We start from the raw sequence: 16,195 nt of genomic DNA on the forward strand, positions 1-16,195 counted from the left end.
GCGCCCGGCGCTATGCTCGGGACCATGGAGACCGGATCCGCACCTGCAAGGCGTCGTCTCCCCATCGCGGGCGCGCTGGCGTGCCTGCTGCTTGCCGGCTGCGCCGGCGCCAAGGACACCGACCGCATGCAGCACAAGACGCCGCAACAGGCCGCCGCCGGATTCCTGCCCGATGTCGAGCAAGCCCTGGCCGGGCTGACGATCCAGCGCGAATCGATGGAGGTTCGCGCCAACCGCTGCGAGGGCCAGCAAGGCGAAACCGCCGACGACCTGTTCTACATCTGGGTCGGCCTGCGCGGCCTGGCCCCCGGCAACGACATCGCCAGGCAGATCGAGGCCGCGCACGCGCGCTGGCAGGCGCAGGGTTGGGAGATCACGCGCTTCCGCCGTCTCGACAGCGGCGGCGTCAACCTCACTGCCATCGATCCGGCCAGCGGCAACACCTACACCCTGGATTCGGGCTTCCAGCCCGCGCCGGAGGCGTATCTCGCCGCGTTCTTCAACACCCCCTGCCTGCAGTCGCCCGAGGGCAAGGTCGCCTTTGGCGAGATCCAGGTGCCCGCGCCCTGAGCGATCGTCGCGAGCGGTCCCGCCTGCCGCAAGCACGGCGGCCCGCTACCATGTCGCGATGAAACTGCTCGCCTTCGAGACCGCCACCGAAGCCTGCTCCGTTGCCGTCTACGTCGACGGCGAGGTGCTTGAACGATTCGAACTCGCGCCCCGGCGCCACGCCGAACTGGCGCTGCCTTGGGCTGAGGTGCTGCTGGGCGAAGCCGGCGTGGCGAAATCGCAGCTTGACGCCATCGCCGTCGGGCGCGGCCCGGGCGCGTTCACCGGCGTGCGCCTGGCCGTCGCGCTGGCGCAGGGGATCGCGCTGGCGCTGGACCGGCCGGTGCTGCCCGTATCGACCCTGGCGGCGCTGGCCGCAGGCGCCATCGGCGACCGGGTCGTGGCCGCGATCGACGCGCGCATGGGCGAGGTCTACCTGGGCGTGTTCGAGCGCCGCGACGGCGAAGTGCTGTCGCTGGCCGAAGAACTGGTGGTGCGCCCGGATCTTGCCGACCTGCCCGCGGGCGAAGGCTGGCAGGGGGTGGGCACCGGTTTCGACGCCGCGGGCGGTGCGCTGCGCGAGCGGCTGGGCGGCACGCTTGCCGGCGTGGACGCGTCCGCACTGCCGCGCGCCGGCGATGTCGCCCGGCTGGCTGCGCTGGCGCTCGCGCGCGGCGAGGGCATCGCGCCGGAGCGACTCGAACCCGCCTACCTGCGCGACAACGTCGCTTTGACCACGCGCGAACAGCAGGCGCTGCGCGACGCGCGCAGCTGAGGGGAACCTGCGGCCCCGCCGGCGGTCAGGCTTCCGGACCAGGAGGGAGACACGCCATGCGCACCAGCACCCGGACCAGCGACGACACCGGCAGCCTGCGGCACTGGCTGCGCAGGGAACTGCCGCCGCTGCTGCTGATGATCGCCCTGCTGGTGCTGGCCCGTTCGTCCTTCGCCAACCACTACCAGGTGCCCAGCGGCTCGATGATGCCGACGCTGGTGCCGGGCGACCGCGTCGTCGTGGACATGAGCGCCTATGGCCTGCGCGTGCCTTTCACCGCGATCGAGCTGCTGGGTCGCGGCCGTCCCGCACCGGGCGAGGTGGTGGTGTTCAAGTCGCCGGTCGACGGCACCCGCCTGATCAAGCGCGTGGTCGCCGTGGGCGGGCAGACGGTGGCATTGGTGGACGGGCGGCTGTACGTCGACGGGCGCCCGCTCTCGCACGCTGACGACGTGCCCGTCGAACGGATTGGCCGGCGCATGGTCCGGCTCGATCTTGCTGACGGCGGCGGCCCGGACATCGCCCCGGACAAGATTCCCGAGGGAATGGTGCTGGTACTGGGCGATCACCGCGGTGCCAGCGCCGACGGACGCTACTTCGGCCTCGTGCCGGAGCAAACGTTCTACGGCAAGGCGCTGGGGGTGTACTGGCGACGCGGGCAGGGGCCGGTGTGGAAGCCGTTGTAGGGCCTGCGAACCCCTGATTGCCCCTCAATCGTCCAGCAGTTCGCCGCCCGGCAGGAACTGCCAGGTACGCGTCACGTGCAGGACGTCCACCGCCTCCTCGGTCTGCGGCAGCGGCGGATACGGTTCGGCAAGCCGGGCGATCCGCAGCGCGGCATCGTCGAGCAGCCTGATGCCGCTGGAGCGCAGGATGTCGGCGCGCTCGACTGAGCCGTCGCGGCGGATCGCCACGCTGATCACCAGTTCGCCCGACAGCTGCCGCCGGCGCGCCTCGTCCGGGTAGTTGAGGTTGCCCACGCGCTGCACCCGGTCCACCCAGTCGCGCAGGTAGCCGGCATAGGCCCACTCCTGGGTGCTGGCCGAGACGAACTTGCGTTTGGGCCGCTTGGCGTAGCGCTCCGAGCGCAGGTGGATTTCCGCGGCCAGCCGCGCCATCGACAGATCGCGCTCGATCCTTTCGCGACCGCGCGGCAGCGCGCTGTCGTCGGCCTGCGGGCGCGCATCCGCGGTCGGCGACGGCGCCTCACCGCGCTGGCTGGCGACCACGCGTGCCTGCGGCGGCGGCTGTGCTGAAGGCGATTGCGCGCGCATTTCGACCGGCGTCACCCCCGACTCGGCCTGCGCGACCAGGCCGGCCTGGTCATCGCGTGGCCGCGTGCTGCGCTCGTGCTCGCCACCGCCCTGGTTGCTGGCCTGGGCCAGGAAGTCGGCCTGCGCCTGGGTCAGCGGGCTGGTGGTCTCGGTGATGATCACGTCCAGCGTGGGCGGCAGCGGCGCGACGTCGTCAAGCGCGAAGCCCACGCCCAGCACCAGCATGCCGTGCAGCAGCAGCGACAGCACCAGCGTCGCGCTCAGGCGTTCGCGTTCGCCGATGACGGGAGGTGGTGGAAGGGCGAGGCTGGACATGGGTGGACGGCGAGGCGGGGGATGGGCGTGACCCTAGCCACGCTCCAGCGCGTCGAACAGCATCCCTGCGATGTTCAGCCCGAACTCCTTGTCCAGCTCGCGGATGCAGGTCGGGCTGGTGACGTTGACTTCGGTCAGCCAGTCGCCGATCACGTCCAGGCCGACAAAGCGCATGCCGCGACGCTTCACCTCCGGCCCGACCTGGGCGGCGATCCAGCGGTCGCGTTCGCCCAGCGGGCGGCCCTCGCCGCGACCGCCGGCGGCGAGGTTGCCGCGGAACTCGTCGCCCTGCGGAATGCGCGCCAGGCAGTAGTCGACCGGCACGCCATCGATCAGCAGGATGCGCTTGTCGCCATCCACGATCTCGGGCAGGTAGCGCTGCGCCATCGCCAGGTGGCGTCCATCCTCGGTGAGGGTTTCCAGGATCACGTTGAGATTGGTGTCGCCAGCACTTGCGCGGAAAATCGAGCGCCCGCCCATGCCGTCCAGCGGCTTGAGCACCGCCTCGCCGTGTTCGGCGACGAAGGCCTTGAGCCTGGCGGCCTCGCGGCTGACCAAGGTCGGCGGGCAGCACTGCGGGAACTCCAGCGCGGCCAGCTTCTCGTTCATGTCGCGCAGTCCGCGCGGATCATTCACCACCTGCGCGCCCTGGCGCTGGGCCGTGCTCAGGATCAGGGTGTCGTGGATGAAGTCCGCGTCCACCGGCGGATCCTTGCGCATCAGCACCAGGTCGCCTTCGCCCAGCGCACGATGTGACGCACGTCCCAGTTCATACCAGCCGGACGGATCATCGCGCACCGTCAACGGCGCGAGATTCGCGTGCGCTTCACCATGAACCATGCCAAGGCTGCCCGGCTGCACGTACAGCAGCGCGTGGCCGCGGCGCTGTGCTTCCAGCAGCATGGCGAAGGTCGAGTCCTTTGCGGTGTTGATCGATCCGATCGGATCCATCACCACGACGACGTTCAGTTGCATATGAACCACCAGTGGCACTTTCTGACAAATGTTAGCAGTCGCCGCGCGCCGGTTTCGTTCGTGGCGGCGCCAACTTGCGCAATCTTCTTCAACAAGGCTTGACAGTATCGTAGGAGGCTGGAATATACGGCGATCGCGGCAATGCGGGCAGTGGCCCGATATTGCACGCCGGGGGAAGGACGCATGACGGGACACGAAAGCCGCACCGGCAGCCTCGATGGCCTGCGGGTGATGGTCATCGACGATTCGAAGACGATCCGCCGCACGGCCGAGACGCTGCTCAAGCGCGAGGGCGCCGACGTGGTCACGGCCGTCGACGGTTTCGAGGCGCTGGCCAAGATCGCCGACCAGAAGCCGCAGATCATCTTCGTCGACATCATGATGCCGCGCCTGGACGGCTACCAGACCTGCGCGCTGATCAAGAACAACCAGCTGTTCAAGAACACACCGGTGATCATGCTGTCCTCCAAGGACGGCCTGTTCGACAAGGCGCGCGGCCGCATCGTCGGCTCCGAGCAGTACGTCACCAAGCCATTCACGCGCGAGGAACTCCTCGACGCGATCCGTACCCATGTCAAGGCGTGAGAGGGGGAACCGCCGTGGCTCGAATCCTGTTGATTGAAGACTCACCGACCGATACGGCGGTGCTCACCCAGTTGCTTGAACGCAACGGGCACGAGGTGCTGGCCGCGTCCAGCGCCGAGGACGGCATCGAAACCTGCAAGCGCGAGCAGCCCGACCTGGTCCTGATGGACGTGGTGCTGCCGGGCATGAACGGCTTCCAGGCCACCCGCGCGCTCGGTCGCGACGGCGGCACCAGCGAGATCCCGGTGCTGATCGTGAGCACCAAGGGCATGGAAACCGACCAGGCCTGGGGCATGCGCCAGGGCGCAAAGGGCTACCTGGTCAAGCCGGTGAAGGAAGACGTGCTGATCGGCGAAGTCAACCGCCTGCTGGGCTCGGCGGGATGAATCCGCATCGCGACCCGTTCGCGATGCTGCTCGACTACGAGCAGCGCAGCCTGACGCACGTCGCCGGCCTGCCGGAGCAGTTCGACGCGCCCGGCCTGTGGCGCGGCGTGGGTTACCGGGTCGGCGATCGCAGGCTCGCCTCGTCCTTCGACGAGGTGGTCGAGATCCTGCCGCTGCCGCAGATCACGCCGGTGCCCGGTGCGCAGGCATGGCTGCTGGGCGTGGGCAACGTGCGCGGCAGCCTGCTGCCGATCGTCGACCTGCGCCAGTTCCTCGAAGGCGAGCGCACCGTGCTGCATGAAGCGCAGCGCGTGCTGATCGTGCGCCAGCCCGACGGCGACGTCGCGGTCACCATCGACGAGCTGTACGGGCAGCGCAGCTTCCACGACGAGCAACTGGTCGAGGCCGAACCGGTCGCGCAGGGCCGCTACGTGAACTTCATCGAGCGCGCATACCGGCACGCGGAGCAGGACTGGGGCGTGTTCAGCCTGAGCAGGCTGACCCGCACGCCGGAATTCAGACAAGCCGCGGCCTGACGGTCGCGTCCAGCAAGACAGAGCTAGGGGCAGGGGTAGGACGATGAGCACAGTAGTCGATACGGTCGCCGGCAAGGGACGCGGGCTGGGAAGCAACTTCTGGATCGCGGCGCTGGTCGCCACGCTCGTGATCTTCGGCGCCAACACGGGCTATGCGGGCTGGAAGGCAGCACGGCTGGGCGGTGCCAGTACCGCGGCATCGAGCCTGCAGGTGAACTCGCAGCGCCTCGCCAACCAGGGCCGGGAGGCGGTGGCCGGGGATGCCGCCTCGTTCGCGGCGTTCAAGGACACGAAGGAGCGGATCGACCGCGACATCGCGCAGCTCAATGCCAACTTCGGTGCGACCACCGGTGTCGCCGGGCCGATCCAGACGGTGACGGCGACGTGGACCCCGCTGGCGGCGAGCGCCCAGCAGGTGGCCTCGAGCGAGCAGGCGGTGAGCGGTTTCGCCGCCAACGCCGACCGCTTCAGCCAGGCGGTGCCGCAGCTGCAGGCCCAGCTCGACGAGTTGGTGCGCGCGATGTCCTCGAGCGGTTCGCCCGCCTCGCAGGTCTACATCGCGCTGCGCCAGAACGTGCTGGCCGGCAACATGGCGCGCCGCGTCGCGGAGATCCAGGCGGGTGGCAGCGGCGCATCGATCGCCGGCGACGCGCTGGCGCGCGACGTGGGCGTGTTCGAGCAGGTGCTCGAAGGCCTGCGCCAGGGCGACCAGGGCATGAACGTGCAGGCGCTCGGCAACGCCGGTGCCGTCGCCGCGCTGGGGCTGGCGTCCGAGCGTTGGACGGCAATGAAGCAGGACCTGGACGCGATCATCGCCAACGCGCCGGCCCTGTTCCAGGCGCAGGCCGCCTCCACCGCGCTGACCGGCGGTTCCGACAAGTTGTTGTCGGACAGCCAGGACCTGTTCTCGGCATTCACCGCGTTCGGCTCGCTCAACGACAAGAGCGTGCTGGGCAACGTCTGGATCAGCATCATCAGCGGCCTGCTCGCGCTGCTGTCGCTGGTCGGCCTGCTCTGGTCGCTGAACCGCGCCCAGCGCAAGCGCTACGAAGACACGATGGAGCTCAACAACCGCAACCAGGAGGCGATCATGCGCCTGCTGGATGAAATCGGTGCGCTCGCCGAGAACGACCTCACGGTCAAGGCCACGGTCACCGAGGACATGACCGGCGCCATCGCCGACTCGATCAACTTCGCGGTGGAAAACCTTCGCGACCTGGTCGGCACGATCAACGACACCTCGGCGCAGGTGGCCTCCAGCGCGCAGGAAACGCAGGCAACCGCCATGCACCTGGCCGAAGCCGCCGAGCACCAGGCGCAGGAGATCAACTCCGCCTCCAGCCGCATCACCGAGATCGCCTCGAGCATTGACCAGGTCTCGCGCAACTCGGCCGAATCGGCCGACGTCGCGCAGCGCTCGGTGCAGATCGCGACCAAGGGCGCGGGCGTGGTGCGCCAAACGATCGCCGGCATGGACTCGATCCGAGACCAGATCCAGGAAACCTCCAAGCGCATCAAGCGCCTGGGCGAAAGCTCGCAGGAAATCGGCTCGATCGTCGAACTGATCAATGACATCTCCGAACAGACCAACATCCTGGCGCTGAACGCGGCCATCCAGGCAGCCTCCGCCGGTGAGGCGGGCCGCGGGTTCGCGGTGGTGGCCGACGAAGTGCAGCGACTGGCGGAACGCGCATCGAACGCGACCAAGCGCATCGAGACGCTGGTGCAGACCATCCAGAGCGACACCAACGAGGCGGTCAGCTCGATGGAGCAGACGACCTCGGAAGTGGTCGCGGGTGCGCGCCTGGCCGAGGACGCCGGCACCGCGCTGGGCGAGATCGAAAACGTCTCGAGCAACCTGGCCAGCCTGATTCTCGGGATCTCGACGGCCGCCAAGCAGCAGTCGGCGGCGGCGAGCAACATCACCGAGACCATGAACACGATCCAGTCGATCACCGCGCAGACCTCGCAGGGTGCGAACCAGACGGCGCAGTCGATCGGAAACCTCGCGCAGCTGGCCGCCAACCTGCGTCGCTCGGTTGCCGACTTCAAGCTGCCGGTCTGAGTACGGAGCCAGGACACGGGATGAACGCGTCGACGACCGGTCGCAGGCCGATGCATGCCGGGACCACGTGCGAGGTGCAGCGATGACTGCGCTGCGCGAAGCCCTCGAACACACCGCGCTGGGGTGGATCAAGCCCGAGCTCGACGAGACGCTGCGCCTTGCCAAGGCGGAACTCGAGGACTACGTCGAGGATCCTGCCGACGTCGGCCGCATGCGGCTGTGCGCGGGCTACCTGCACCAGGTGCAGGGCACGCTGCGCATGGTCGAGCTCTACGCGCCGTCGATGGTCGCCGAGGAAATGGAGCTGGTCGCGCAGGCGCTGCACGCCGGCACCGTCGGCGACCGCGACGCCGCCTGCGCCGCGCTGCTGCGCGGCATCGTGCTGCTGCCCGACTATCTCGAGCGCCTGCAGGGCGGTCACCGCGATATCCCGATCGTGCTGCTGCCGCTGCTCAACGAGCTGCGCACCACGCGCGGCGAGAGCGTGCTCAGCGAGAGCGTGCTGTTCTCGCCGGACCTGGAGCGTCCGTTGCCCGCGCCCATTGCATCGGGGCTGGAGAAGGCTTCCAACGACGACATGCAGCCGCTGCTGGATGCGCTGCAGCGCGAGATCGCGCAGTGGCAGGAGCACACGTCGGCGAATGCGCTGTCGACACTGGCGCCCGCGCTGGACGCGGTGCTGGCGAACGTGCGGCAGGTGCCGGTGCGGCGCATGCTGTGGGTGGCTTCGAACGTCGCGCGCGCGCTGGCAGACGGCGCGCTGCCGATCTCGACCGGCCTGCGCAAGGTGTTTTCGGGCGTGGAGCGTGAAGCGCGCCGTGCCCTGATCGACAGCGACGGTTTTGCCGCAGCCCGCGGCGAGGTGACCCAGGAGCCGACGCGACAGCTGCTCTATCACGTCGCCCACCATCCCGACGGCGCCCATCCGGCGCTGCAGGAGCTGAGGCAGGTCTTCGAACTGGAAGCCGCGCTGCCCACGCAGTCCGAGCTCGAACACGCACAGGGCAGCATCAGCGGACGCAACCGCGCGCTGCTCGACACCGTATCGGCCGCGGTCAAGGACGACCTGCTGCACGTCAAGGACGCGCTCGACCTCCACCTGCGCACCGGGTCCGACGACCTGGCCGCGCTGCAGCCGCACACCGAAACGCTGGGCCGTGTCGCCGACACCCTCGGCATGCTCGGCCTCGGCGTCGCGCGCAAGGTGGTGCAGCAGCAGCGTGACGCGATGCTGGCGATCCTCGACGGCACGGTTGCCGCAAACGAGGACGCATTGCTGGACGTGGCCGGTGCGCTGCTTTATGTCGATGCCACCCTGGACGACCAGGTGGCGCGCCTGGGTGCGGCCGACGCCGTCGATGGCGGCGCGGGCAACGAACTGTTTGCCGGCGAAGCCCGCCAGGTGGTCGACACCATCGTGCGCGAGGCGATCGCCAACTTCGTGCAGGCACGGCAGGCGCTGGTCGCCTTCGTCGAAACCAGTTGGCAGCACGAGCAGCTGTCGGACGTGCCGCGCCTGCTGGACGAGGTCGCGGGTGCGCTGCGCATGATGGAACTCGTGCAGCCGGCCGACTACCTCATCGCGGTCAGCCGCTATACCGAACATGAACTGATCGCGCGCCAGCGCGTGCCCAACGGCCGCCAGCTCGACACGCTGGCCGACGCGCTGGCGAGCCTGGAGTACTACCTCGAAGCATTGCGCGAACAGCGCGGCAACCGCGACGAGATCCTCGACATCGCCCGCGGCAGCCTCGAGGCGCTGGGCTACTGGCCGCTGCCCGAACCGGTGAAGTCGGTGGTCGAAGCGCCCGTCGTCGCCGCGCCGCAGGATGGCGCGGAAGCCCGGTTCGATGCGGCATCGACCGCGGCTGCGGCCGTGCCAGCGCAGCTGCCTGCTGTCGAAGTGCCGCCGCAATCGTCTTCGCCCGTCGTGCAAGCGCCGGCGGAACCCGAAGCGCCGATCATCGGCGGCTTCGAGATCGTGGGCGAAGAGATCGACGAGGAAATCCGCGAGGTCTTCCTCGAGGAGTTCGCCGAAGAAATCGACAACCTCGATGCGATGCTGCCGCAATGGCGCGCCGCGCCCGAAAACATGGAGAAGCTGCGCCCGATCCGGCGCGTGTTCCATACCCTCAAGGGCAGCGGACGGCTGGTCGGCGCGCGCGTGCTGGGCGAGTTCAGCTGGAAGATCGAGAACATGCTCAACCGGGTGCTCGACCGGTCGCGCCCGCCGAGTGCCGCGGTGATCGCGATGGTCGATCGCGCCTTCTATACGTTGCCCGAGCTGCAGGCGGCGCTGCGCCGCGAGCGCAGCCTCACCACCGACCTGGCGCCACTGCAGGACGCGGCCGACAGGATCGCGGCGGGCGACGACGCCATGCCGCCCGAAGCGACGCAGGTCGTTGCGACCGAAGCTGCCGCTGTTGCGCCGGTGCAGGAGCCGGAATCGGTCGATGTCGGCGCGGCGCAGGAGCCGGCGGCCGACCTGGTGCCGGCAAGCATCGAGGCGCTGTTGCTGGAAATCCTCGATGCCGAAATGCAGGGCCACCTGCAGACGGTTGGAGGCTGGATCACCCGTGCGCGGGCAGGTGAAGCCTACGGCAGCGATCCGCTGCTGCACGCGTTGCACACGATGAACGGTGCGTTCGCGATGACCGAAATTCCGGTCATCAACAGCGTGCTGGGCCCGGCCGAGCACTATGCGCGGCGCCTGCTCGCTTCACGTGCGATCGCCGTGCCCGAGGGCATCGATGCGATCGCGGACCTGGCCGAAACGGTTCGGGAAACCGTCGAAATCCTGAAGCGGCCGGCGCCCGCGCTTGCACGACAGGACGCACTCGCCGCGCGGCTGGTCGTGCTGCGCGACAGCCTGCCCGAGGCCGCCAGTGGCCTGGCCGCGCTGGTCGACGCCCAGGGCCTGGAGGAGGCTGCCGACGCCGATGCGCGCGCGGCCGCCGAGGCCGAGCACCGACTGACCACCGAGGACCTCAGCGCTTACGGCGGTTTCATCACTGCCGGCCTGCAGATCGGTCCGGAGTCGACGCAGTGGGCGCCGGACGAGCGCTCCGCCGACGCGGCGCCGATGGACGGCGCAAGCCTCGAAGCCGAGCGTCTAGAAGTCGAACGCGTCGAGGCCGAACGCGCCGAGGCCGAACGTCTCGAAGCCAAACGCGTCGAAGCTGAGCGCGTCGAAGCCGAACGTCTTGAAGCCGAACGCGTCGAAGCCGAGCGCATCGACGCCGAGCGCATCGAAGCCGAGCGCATCGAAGTCGAACGCGTCGAAGTCGAACGCGTCGAAGCCGAACGCGTCGAAGCCGAACGCGCCGAGGTCGAGCGCGTCGAAGCCGAACGCGCCGAGGTCGAGCGCGTCGAAGCCGAACGCGTCGAAGCCGAACGCGTCGAAGCCGAACGCGTCGAAGCCGAGCGCATCGAGGTCGAACGCGTCGAGGTCGAACGCGTCGAAGCCGAACGCGTCGAAGCCGAACGCGTCGAGGTCGAGCGCGTCGAAGCCGAATACATTGAAGCCGCACGCCTCGAAGCCGAACGTGTCGCAGCGGAAGGCATCGCAGCCGACGGTGTCGAAGCAGACAGTCCCGAAGCCGATCGTCTCGACGCCGAACGTCTCGAAACCGAGCGCCTCGAAGCAGAACGCCTCGAAGCAGAACGCCTCGAAGCAGAACGCCTCGAAGCCGAACGTCTCGAAGCCGAGCGCCTCGAAGCAGAACGTCTCGAAGCCGAACGCCTCGAAGCCGAACGCCTCGAAGCCGAACGCCTCGAAGCCGAACGCCTCGAAGCCGAACGCCTCGAAGCCGAACGCCTCGAAGCCGAGCGCCTCGAAGCCGAGCGCCTCGAAGCAGAACGCCTCGAAGCAGAACGCCTCGAAGCAGAACGCCTCGAAGCAGAACGTCTCGAAGCCGAAGGTCTCGAAGCCGAACGCCTCGAAGCCGAACGCCTCGAAGCCGAACGCCTCGAAGCAGAACGCCTCGAAGCAGAACGCCTCGAAGCCGAACGCCTCGAAGCAGAACGCCTCGAAGCCGAACGCCTCGAAGCAGAACGCCTCGAAGCTGCGGCCGGTCCTTCGCTGGAAGACGAGTCCACGGCGCCCGAACCCCAAGCCGACACTGCGGCAGGGCAGCAAGCAGTCCTCGCCGACCCGGTCGAAGAGGCAGGACAGGTCCCGCGTTCGGCGCTCGCGTCTGGCGTCGACCCGGCCGTCGCTGCGCTGTTGGCGCGCGTGCTGGCCACCACGGACCCGGACGAAGAATTTGACACATCCAGGCTCGACACCGAGCTGCTCGACATCTTCCTGGAAGAAGCCGGGGACCTGCTCGACCACTCCGATGGCCTGCTCGCCGAGCTGCGCGAGGCGCCCGATTCACGCGAGCCGCTGATCGGCCTGCAGCGTGACCTGCACACGCTCAAGGGCGGTGCGCGCATGGCCGGCGTGTTCACCATCGGCGAGCTCGGCCACGGCATGGAGTCCATGCTCGAAGCCGTGGTGGAGCAGCGCTGCGAGCTCGACCGTACCGGCATCGGCCTGCTGGAGGGTGGCTTCGACCGCCTGCATGCGATGGTGACGCGGGTCGCCGAGCGACGCGCGATCGCGATGCCCGATGCGCTGATCGACGCGTTCAATGCGCTGGCCCGCGGTCGTCCCCTGCTCGACTTGGAAGCCGACTCCGGCGAGGCCGCGCCCGCCGCTCCAAAGCGCGTGCTGGCGCCGCTGTCGACACCCTTTGCCGACGCCGCGCCCGACGACGATGCCGCGATCCGCGCGCCGCAGGAGCAGGTGCGCATCCGCGCCGACCTGCTGGACCGCCTGGTCAACAACGCGGGCGAGGTTGCGATCTACCGCGCCCGCCTGGAACAGCAGCTGGGTGCGTTCCGCTCGGCGATGAACGAAATGGAGCAGACCAACACGCGTCTGCGCGACCAGTTGCGCCGCCTGGACATCGAGACCGAAGCCCAGATCATTGCCCGCTACCAGCGCGAAAGCGACGTCGACGACCCGACCTTCGATCCGCTCGAGCTCGACCGCTTCTCGAACCTGCAGCAGCTTTCGCGCGCGCTCGGCGAGTCCGCGGCCGACATGACCAGCCTGCAGCAGACCCTGGACGACCTGACCAGTCAGTACGAGACGCTGCTGCTGCAGCAGTCGCGGGTCAGCTCCGACCTGCAGGAAGGCCTCATGCGCACGCGCATGGTGCCCTTCGACGCGCTGGTGCCGCGCCTGCGCCGCGTGCTGCGCCAGGCCGCCTCGGAAACCGGTAAGCAGGTCCAGCTCAAGCTCGACGGCTCGCAGGGCGAGCTCGACCGCAACGTGCTCGAGCGCATGACCGCGCCGCTGGAACACATGCTGCGCAATGCAGTCGCGCACGGCATCGAAACACCGGAGCAGCGTCGCGAGGCGGGCAAGCGTGAGGAAGGCACGGTCCGGATCGCGGTACGTCGCGAAGGTTCGGAAGTCGTGCTGGAGATCGGTGACGACGGGTCCGGACTCGACCGCGCGGCGATCCGCCGCCGCGCCGAGGATCGTGGCCTGGTTCGCGCCGGCATCGCCCTGGGCGACGGCGACCTGGACGCGCTGATCTTCGAGCCGGGCTTCTCGACCGTCGACGAGGTCAGCCGCCTGGCCGGACGCGGCGTGGGCATGGACGTGGTGGCCAGCGAGGTGCGCCAGTTGGGCGGCTCGCTCGACATCGCCACGCGCCGCGGCGAAGGCACCGCCTTCACCCTGCGCCTGCCGCAGACGCTTGCCGTCACCCAGGCGGTGTTCGTGCGCATCGGCGAGGTCCAGTTCGCGGTGCCGATCGCATCGGTGCGCGGCGTTGGCCGGATCGAGCGCGACCTGCTCGCGGCCGGCGACGTGGCCTATCCGTACGGCGGCGAGGACTATGTCCTGCACGACCTGGGGCAGCTCGTCGGCCACGCGCCGGCGCGCGCCGAGGGCCACCTGCAGATGCCGCTGCTGCTGGTGCGTTCGGGCGAGTTGCGTGCCGCGGTGGCGGTGGACGAGATCATCGGCAGCCGCGAGATCGTGGTGAAGCCGGTGGGTCCGCAGGTCGCCTCGATCCCGGGCATCTTCGGCGCCACCATCATGGGCGACGGCAGCGTGGTGGTGATCCTGGACGTCGCGCCGCTGGCGCGCCGCCAGGTAGTGCTCCCGCGCGAGGCGGAGCCCGAGCCCCGGATCGAGCACCGCCGCGTGCCGCTGGTGATGGTGGTCGACGACTCGGTGACGATGCGCAAGGTCACCGGGCGCGTGCTGGAACGCCACAACCTCGAGGTGCTCACCGCGAAGGACGGCCTCGATGCGCTGGAGCGGATGGACGAGCGCGTGCCCGATCTGATGCTGCTCGACATCGAGATGCCGCGCATGGACGGGTACGAGCTGGCCAAGCACATGAAGGCCGACCCGCGACTGCGCGACGTGCTGATCATGATGATCACCTCGCGTACCGGCGAGAAGCACCGCCAGCGCGCTTTCGACCTGGGCGTGGACCGCTACCTCGGCAAGCCGTACCAGGAGCCGGAGCTGATGCGCAACGTGCAAGAGCTGCTGAAGGTCTCGCATGGCCGCGAGTGAGGGCGCGCCCCGCGTCGCGCTGCTGGCCAGGGCCGGCGACGCCTGCGAACGCATCGCCACCGCGCTGCGCGAGGCCGGCGCCGAATTGGTGCTCGTGGCCGATCCGATGCAGGCCGAGCCCGCCCAGGTGCGCGAGGCGCAGCCGCAGGCGGTGCTGGTCGCGCTGGAGCCGGCCATCGAGGACGCGATCGAGCGCTTCGAGGATGTGTTGGCCGACCCGGGCTACATGGTCATCTTCGAGGAGGCCGAGCAGGCCGCCCTGCGCACCGGCTGGGACGCGGCACGCTGGCTGCGCCACCTGTCGGCCAAGCTGCACCGGCACAACGACGTGCTGCCGGCCGGCGCCGAGGTCGACGACGACCTGCAGCTGACCGGGGAGCCGATGCAGGCGCCCCCGGTCAACGCCGATTTCAACGACGCCATCGTCGCGCTCACCGACGAGGCCCAGCAGCGCGCCGACGAGGTGCCGCAGGACGCGCTGGAAGGCCTGCTGGCCGCACCGCGCGACCGCGAGACCGATCCCGAGTCCGGCCTGGGGCAGGACCCGCAGCTCGCCGTCGAGGCGGCGCGCGAGCCGAAACCCGCGGACGACGCAGGCTTCGACCTGGACTTTACCGGCGCGCCGGATCTGGACATCGAGGCGGACGATGCGTCGGCGTCTGCCCTGGAGTTCGCGTCGGGAAGCGACGCGCAGACCGTGGACCCTGCGCAGCAGGAAGATGCGGATGCCGGCCTTGATTTCAGCACGCTGACCCTGTCGCTCGACGACGGCGATGGCATGGAGCTGGACGGACTGTCGTATGACCCCGAGCGCTTCAGCCGTGTTGGCCAGGCCGAGGACGCGCCCGCCGGGATCGAGGAGTTCCTGGCCGCGCACGCGCGGACGGCGGCGGACGACGCTGATGAAACCGGCGCGACCGTGCCCGCACCGGACGAGCGCGCCACGGAGACGCCGGCTGCATCGCCGGAGCGCGTGGATTTCTCGAGCCTGAGCCTGGTCGAAGACGGCCACGCCCCGGTCGCCCCGGCCGCGCACCGGATGCCGACGGAATCCTTCGACGTGGATGCACTGGCCGGCGGCCTGTCGCTGGTGGATCCGGACAGCTACGGCCATGGCAGGCCGCGGCATGGGCTGGTGCTGATCGAGGCTGGCCTGGGCGGACCCGATGCGGTCCGCCAGCTGCTGTCGGCGTTGCCCGGCGAATTCGCCAGGCCGATCCTGATCCGGCTGCCGCTGGACGGTGGTCGCTACGACCGGCTGGTCAAGCAGATGACGCGCGCGACCTCGGCGCCGGTGAGCGTGGCCGAGGCGGGTCAGATGGCCTCTCCTGGAAGCATTTACTTCGTTCCGCCAGGCCTGGGTATCCGCGCTGCTGCGTCGGGCTGGATCTTCGATGCCGGCCAGGCGCTCGACCCTGCCGCGCTCCTGCCCGCAGGCGACAGCGCGGTGCTGTTCCTGAGCGGCGCCGATGCAGCGCTGGTGCCGGCGGTGGCGGACGGCAGCTGGGGCGGACTGGTCCTGGGCCAGACGCCCGACGAGGGCTGCTACGAGCCGGCCGCCGCGCGCGCCGCGATCGATGCAGGGGCCGGACACGGCAGCCCGACGCAACTGGCCAACATCCTGCTCGACCGCTGGTCGGCGCCGGGCGAGCGCCCCAACCCTGATCCGAACGGGATGCAGTGATGAATTCAGTCCCCTCCGACATCCGCGCCGTACTGATCCAGACCGGAGCCGCGCGGCTGCTGCTGCCCAACGCCACGATTTCCGAGGTGCTGTCCTACGCCGAGCCCGATCCGGTCGATGCGGCCCCGGACTGGCTGCTGGGCACCATCCGGTGGCGTGGCTGGCGGCTTCCGCTGGTGGCGTTCGCGCCGTTCACCGGACAGGGCCCAGAAGAGGGTGGCCTGGGCCACAAGGTGGTCGTGCTCAAGACCCTCGGCGGACAGCCGACGATGCCGTACTTCGCCCTGTTGACCAAGGGCTTCCCGCGACTGGTGACGGTTTCGCGCGAGCGCCTTGAGGACGCCGATGACAGCGCGCCGCTGGCGCCAGGCGTGCGTGCGCGCGTGCGTTTCAACGACGAGGCCGCGCTGGTCCCGGACATCGACGGGATCGAACTGGCGCTGCGCGGGGCGTTGGCCGCCTGAG

Annotated in this window: 12 protein-coding genes and 2 pseudogenes; 11 read left to right on the forward strand and 3 right to left on the reverse strand. The window is 69.5% G+C overall.

The features are described from left to right. Positions 1 to 24: 24 nt before the first annotated feature. The 3 genes from ACW5DW_RS13125 to lepB are packed head-to-tail and all read left to right on the forward strand — an operon-like array spanning position 25 to position 2,010. Complete coding sequence (locus ACW5DW_RS13125) at positions 25 to 570, forward strand: hypothetical protein (protein ID WP_457019441.1); 546 nt, start codon at positions 25 to 27, stop codon at positions 568 to 570. Positions 571 to 628: 58 nt separating this feature from the next. Further along, the gene (gene tsaB / locus ACW5DW_RS13130) at positions 629 to 1,324 is read left to right on the forward strand and encodes a tRNA (adenosine(37)-N6)-threonylcarbamoyltransferase complex dimerization subunit type 1 TsaB (RefSeq protein WP_457019442.1); all 696 of its coding nucleotides are present in this window, start codon (positions 629 to 631) and stop codon (positions 1,322 to 1,324) included. Positions 1,325 to 1,380: 56 nt separating this feature from the next. Beyond that, the gene (lepB, locus tag ACW5DW_RS13135; RefSeq protein WP_457019443.1) at positions 1,381 to 2,010 is read left to right on the forward strand and encodes a signal peptidase I; all 630 of its coding nucleotides are present in this window, start codon (positions 1,381 to 1,383) and stop codon (positions 2,008 to 2,010) included. A 24-nt stretch (positions 2,011 to 2,034) separates the two neighbouring features. Here the strand turns inward: lepB and ACW5DW_RS13140 are convergent, their stop codons facing one another. Both ACW5DW_RS13140 and gshB read right to left on the reverse strand, forming a co-directional pair. Beyond that, positions 2,035 to 2,913, reverse strand: a complete 879-nt coding sequence (locus tag ACW5DW_RS13140) for an energy transducer TonB (protein ID WP_457019444.1) — start codon at positions 2,911 to 2,913, stop codon at positions 2,035 to 2,037. Between the two features lie 33 nt (positions 2,914 to 2,946). Continuing rightward, a complete protein-coding gene (gene gshB, locus ACW5DW_RS13145; RefSeq protein ID WP_457019445.1) occupies positions 2,947 to 3,888 on the reverse strand; it encodes a glutathione synthase in 942 nt (313 codons plus the stop codon). 183 nt (positions 3,889 to 4,071) lie between these two features. Between gshB and pilG the strand changes: the two genes are divergently transcribed. From pilG to ACW5DW_RS13170, 5 genes and pseudogenes are all read left to right on the forward strand, one after another. Then, on the forward strand, positions 4,072 to 4,473 hold the full coding sequence (gene pilG, locus ACW5DW_RS13150; protein ID WP_457019447.1) for a twitching motility response regulator PilG: 402 nt from the start codon (positions 4,072 to 4,074) through the stop codon (positions 4,471 to 4,473). 14 nt (positions 4,474 to 4,487) lie between these two features. Next, complete coding sequence (locus ACW5DW_RS13155; protein WP_457019448.1) at positions 4,488 to 4,859, forward strand: response regulator; 372 nt, start codon at positions 4,488 to 4,490, stop codon at positions 4,857 to 4,859. Then, positions 4,856 to 5,395 carry a chemotaxis protein CheW gene (locus tag ACW5DW_RS13160; RefSeq protein WP_457019450.1) on the forward strand — a complete coding sequence of 180 codons (540 nt, stop codon included), beginning with the start codon at positions 4,856 to 4,858 and terminating at the stop codon, positions 5,393 to 5,395. Before ACW5DW_RS13155 ends, ACW5DW_RS13160 begins: the two co-directional genes overlap by 4 nt. Before the next feature lie 43 nt (positions 5,396 to 5,438). Continuing rightward, on the forward strand, positions 5,439 to 7,460 hold the full coding sequence (locus tag ACW5DW_RS13165; RefSeq protein ID WP_457019451.1) for a methyl-accepting chemotaxis protein: 2,022 nt from the start codon (positions 5,439 to 5,441) through the stop codon (positions 7,458 to 7,460). Positions 7,461 to 9,009: 1,549 nt separating this feature from the next. Next, positions 9,010 to 9,723, forward strand: a pseudogene (locus ACW5DW_RS13170) (Hpt domain-containing protein); the annotation flags it as partial. A gap of 745 nt (positions 9,724 to 10,468) precedes the next feature. On the opposite strand, the gene ACW5DW_RS13175 reads toward ACW5DW_RS13170, so the two are convergent. Beyond that, entirely contained in the window at positions 10,469 to 11,734 is a 1,266-nt protein-coding gene (locus ACW5DW_RS13175) for a pentapeptide repeat-containing protein (protein WP_457019582.1), read from the reverse strand. Here ACW5DW_RS13175 and ACW5DW_RS13180 point away from each other — a divergent pair. From ACW5DW_RS13180 to ACW5DW_RS13190, 3 genes and pseudogenes are all read left to right on the forward strand, one after another. Next, positions 11,728 to 14,046: pseudogene (locus tag ACW5DW_RS13180) on the forward strand (response regulator); the annotation flags it as partial. The gene ACW5DW_RS13175 and the pseudogene ACW5DW_RS13180 overlap by 7 nt on opposite strands. Continuing rightward, positions 14,033 to 15,730 carry a chemotaxis protein CheB gene (locus tag ACW5DW_RS13185; RefSeq protein ID WP_457019452.1) on the forward strand — a complete coding sequence of 566 codons (1,698 nt, stop codon included), beginning with the start codon at positions 14,033 to 14,035 and terminating at the stop codon, positions 15,728 to 15,730. The pseudogene ACW5DW_RS13180 and the gene ACW5DW_RS13185, both read left to right, overlap by 14 nt. After that, the gene (locus ACW5DW_RS13190) at positions 15,730 to 16,194 is read left to right on the forward strand and encodes a chemotaxis protein CheW (protein ID WP_457019453.1); all 465 of its coding nucleotides are present in this window, start codon (positions 15,730 to 15,732) and stop codon (positions 16,192 to 16,194) included. Before ACW5DW_RS13185 ends, ACW5DW_RS13190 begins: the two co-directional genes overlap by 1 nt. Position 16,195 lies beyond the last annotated feature (1 nt).

It is taken from the genome of Luteimonas sp. A482, assembly GCF_054072655.1.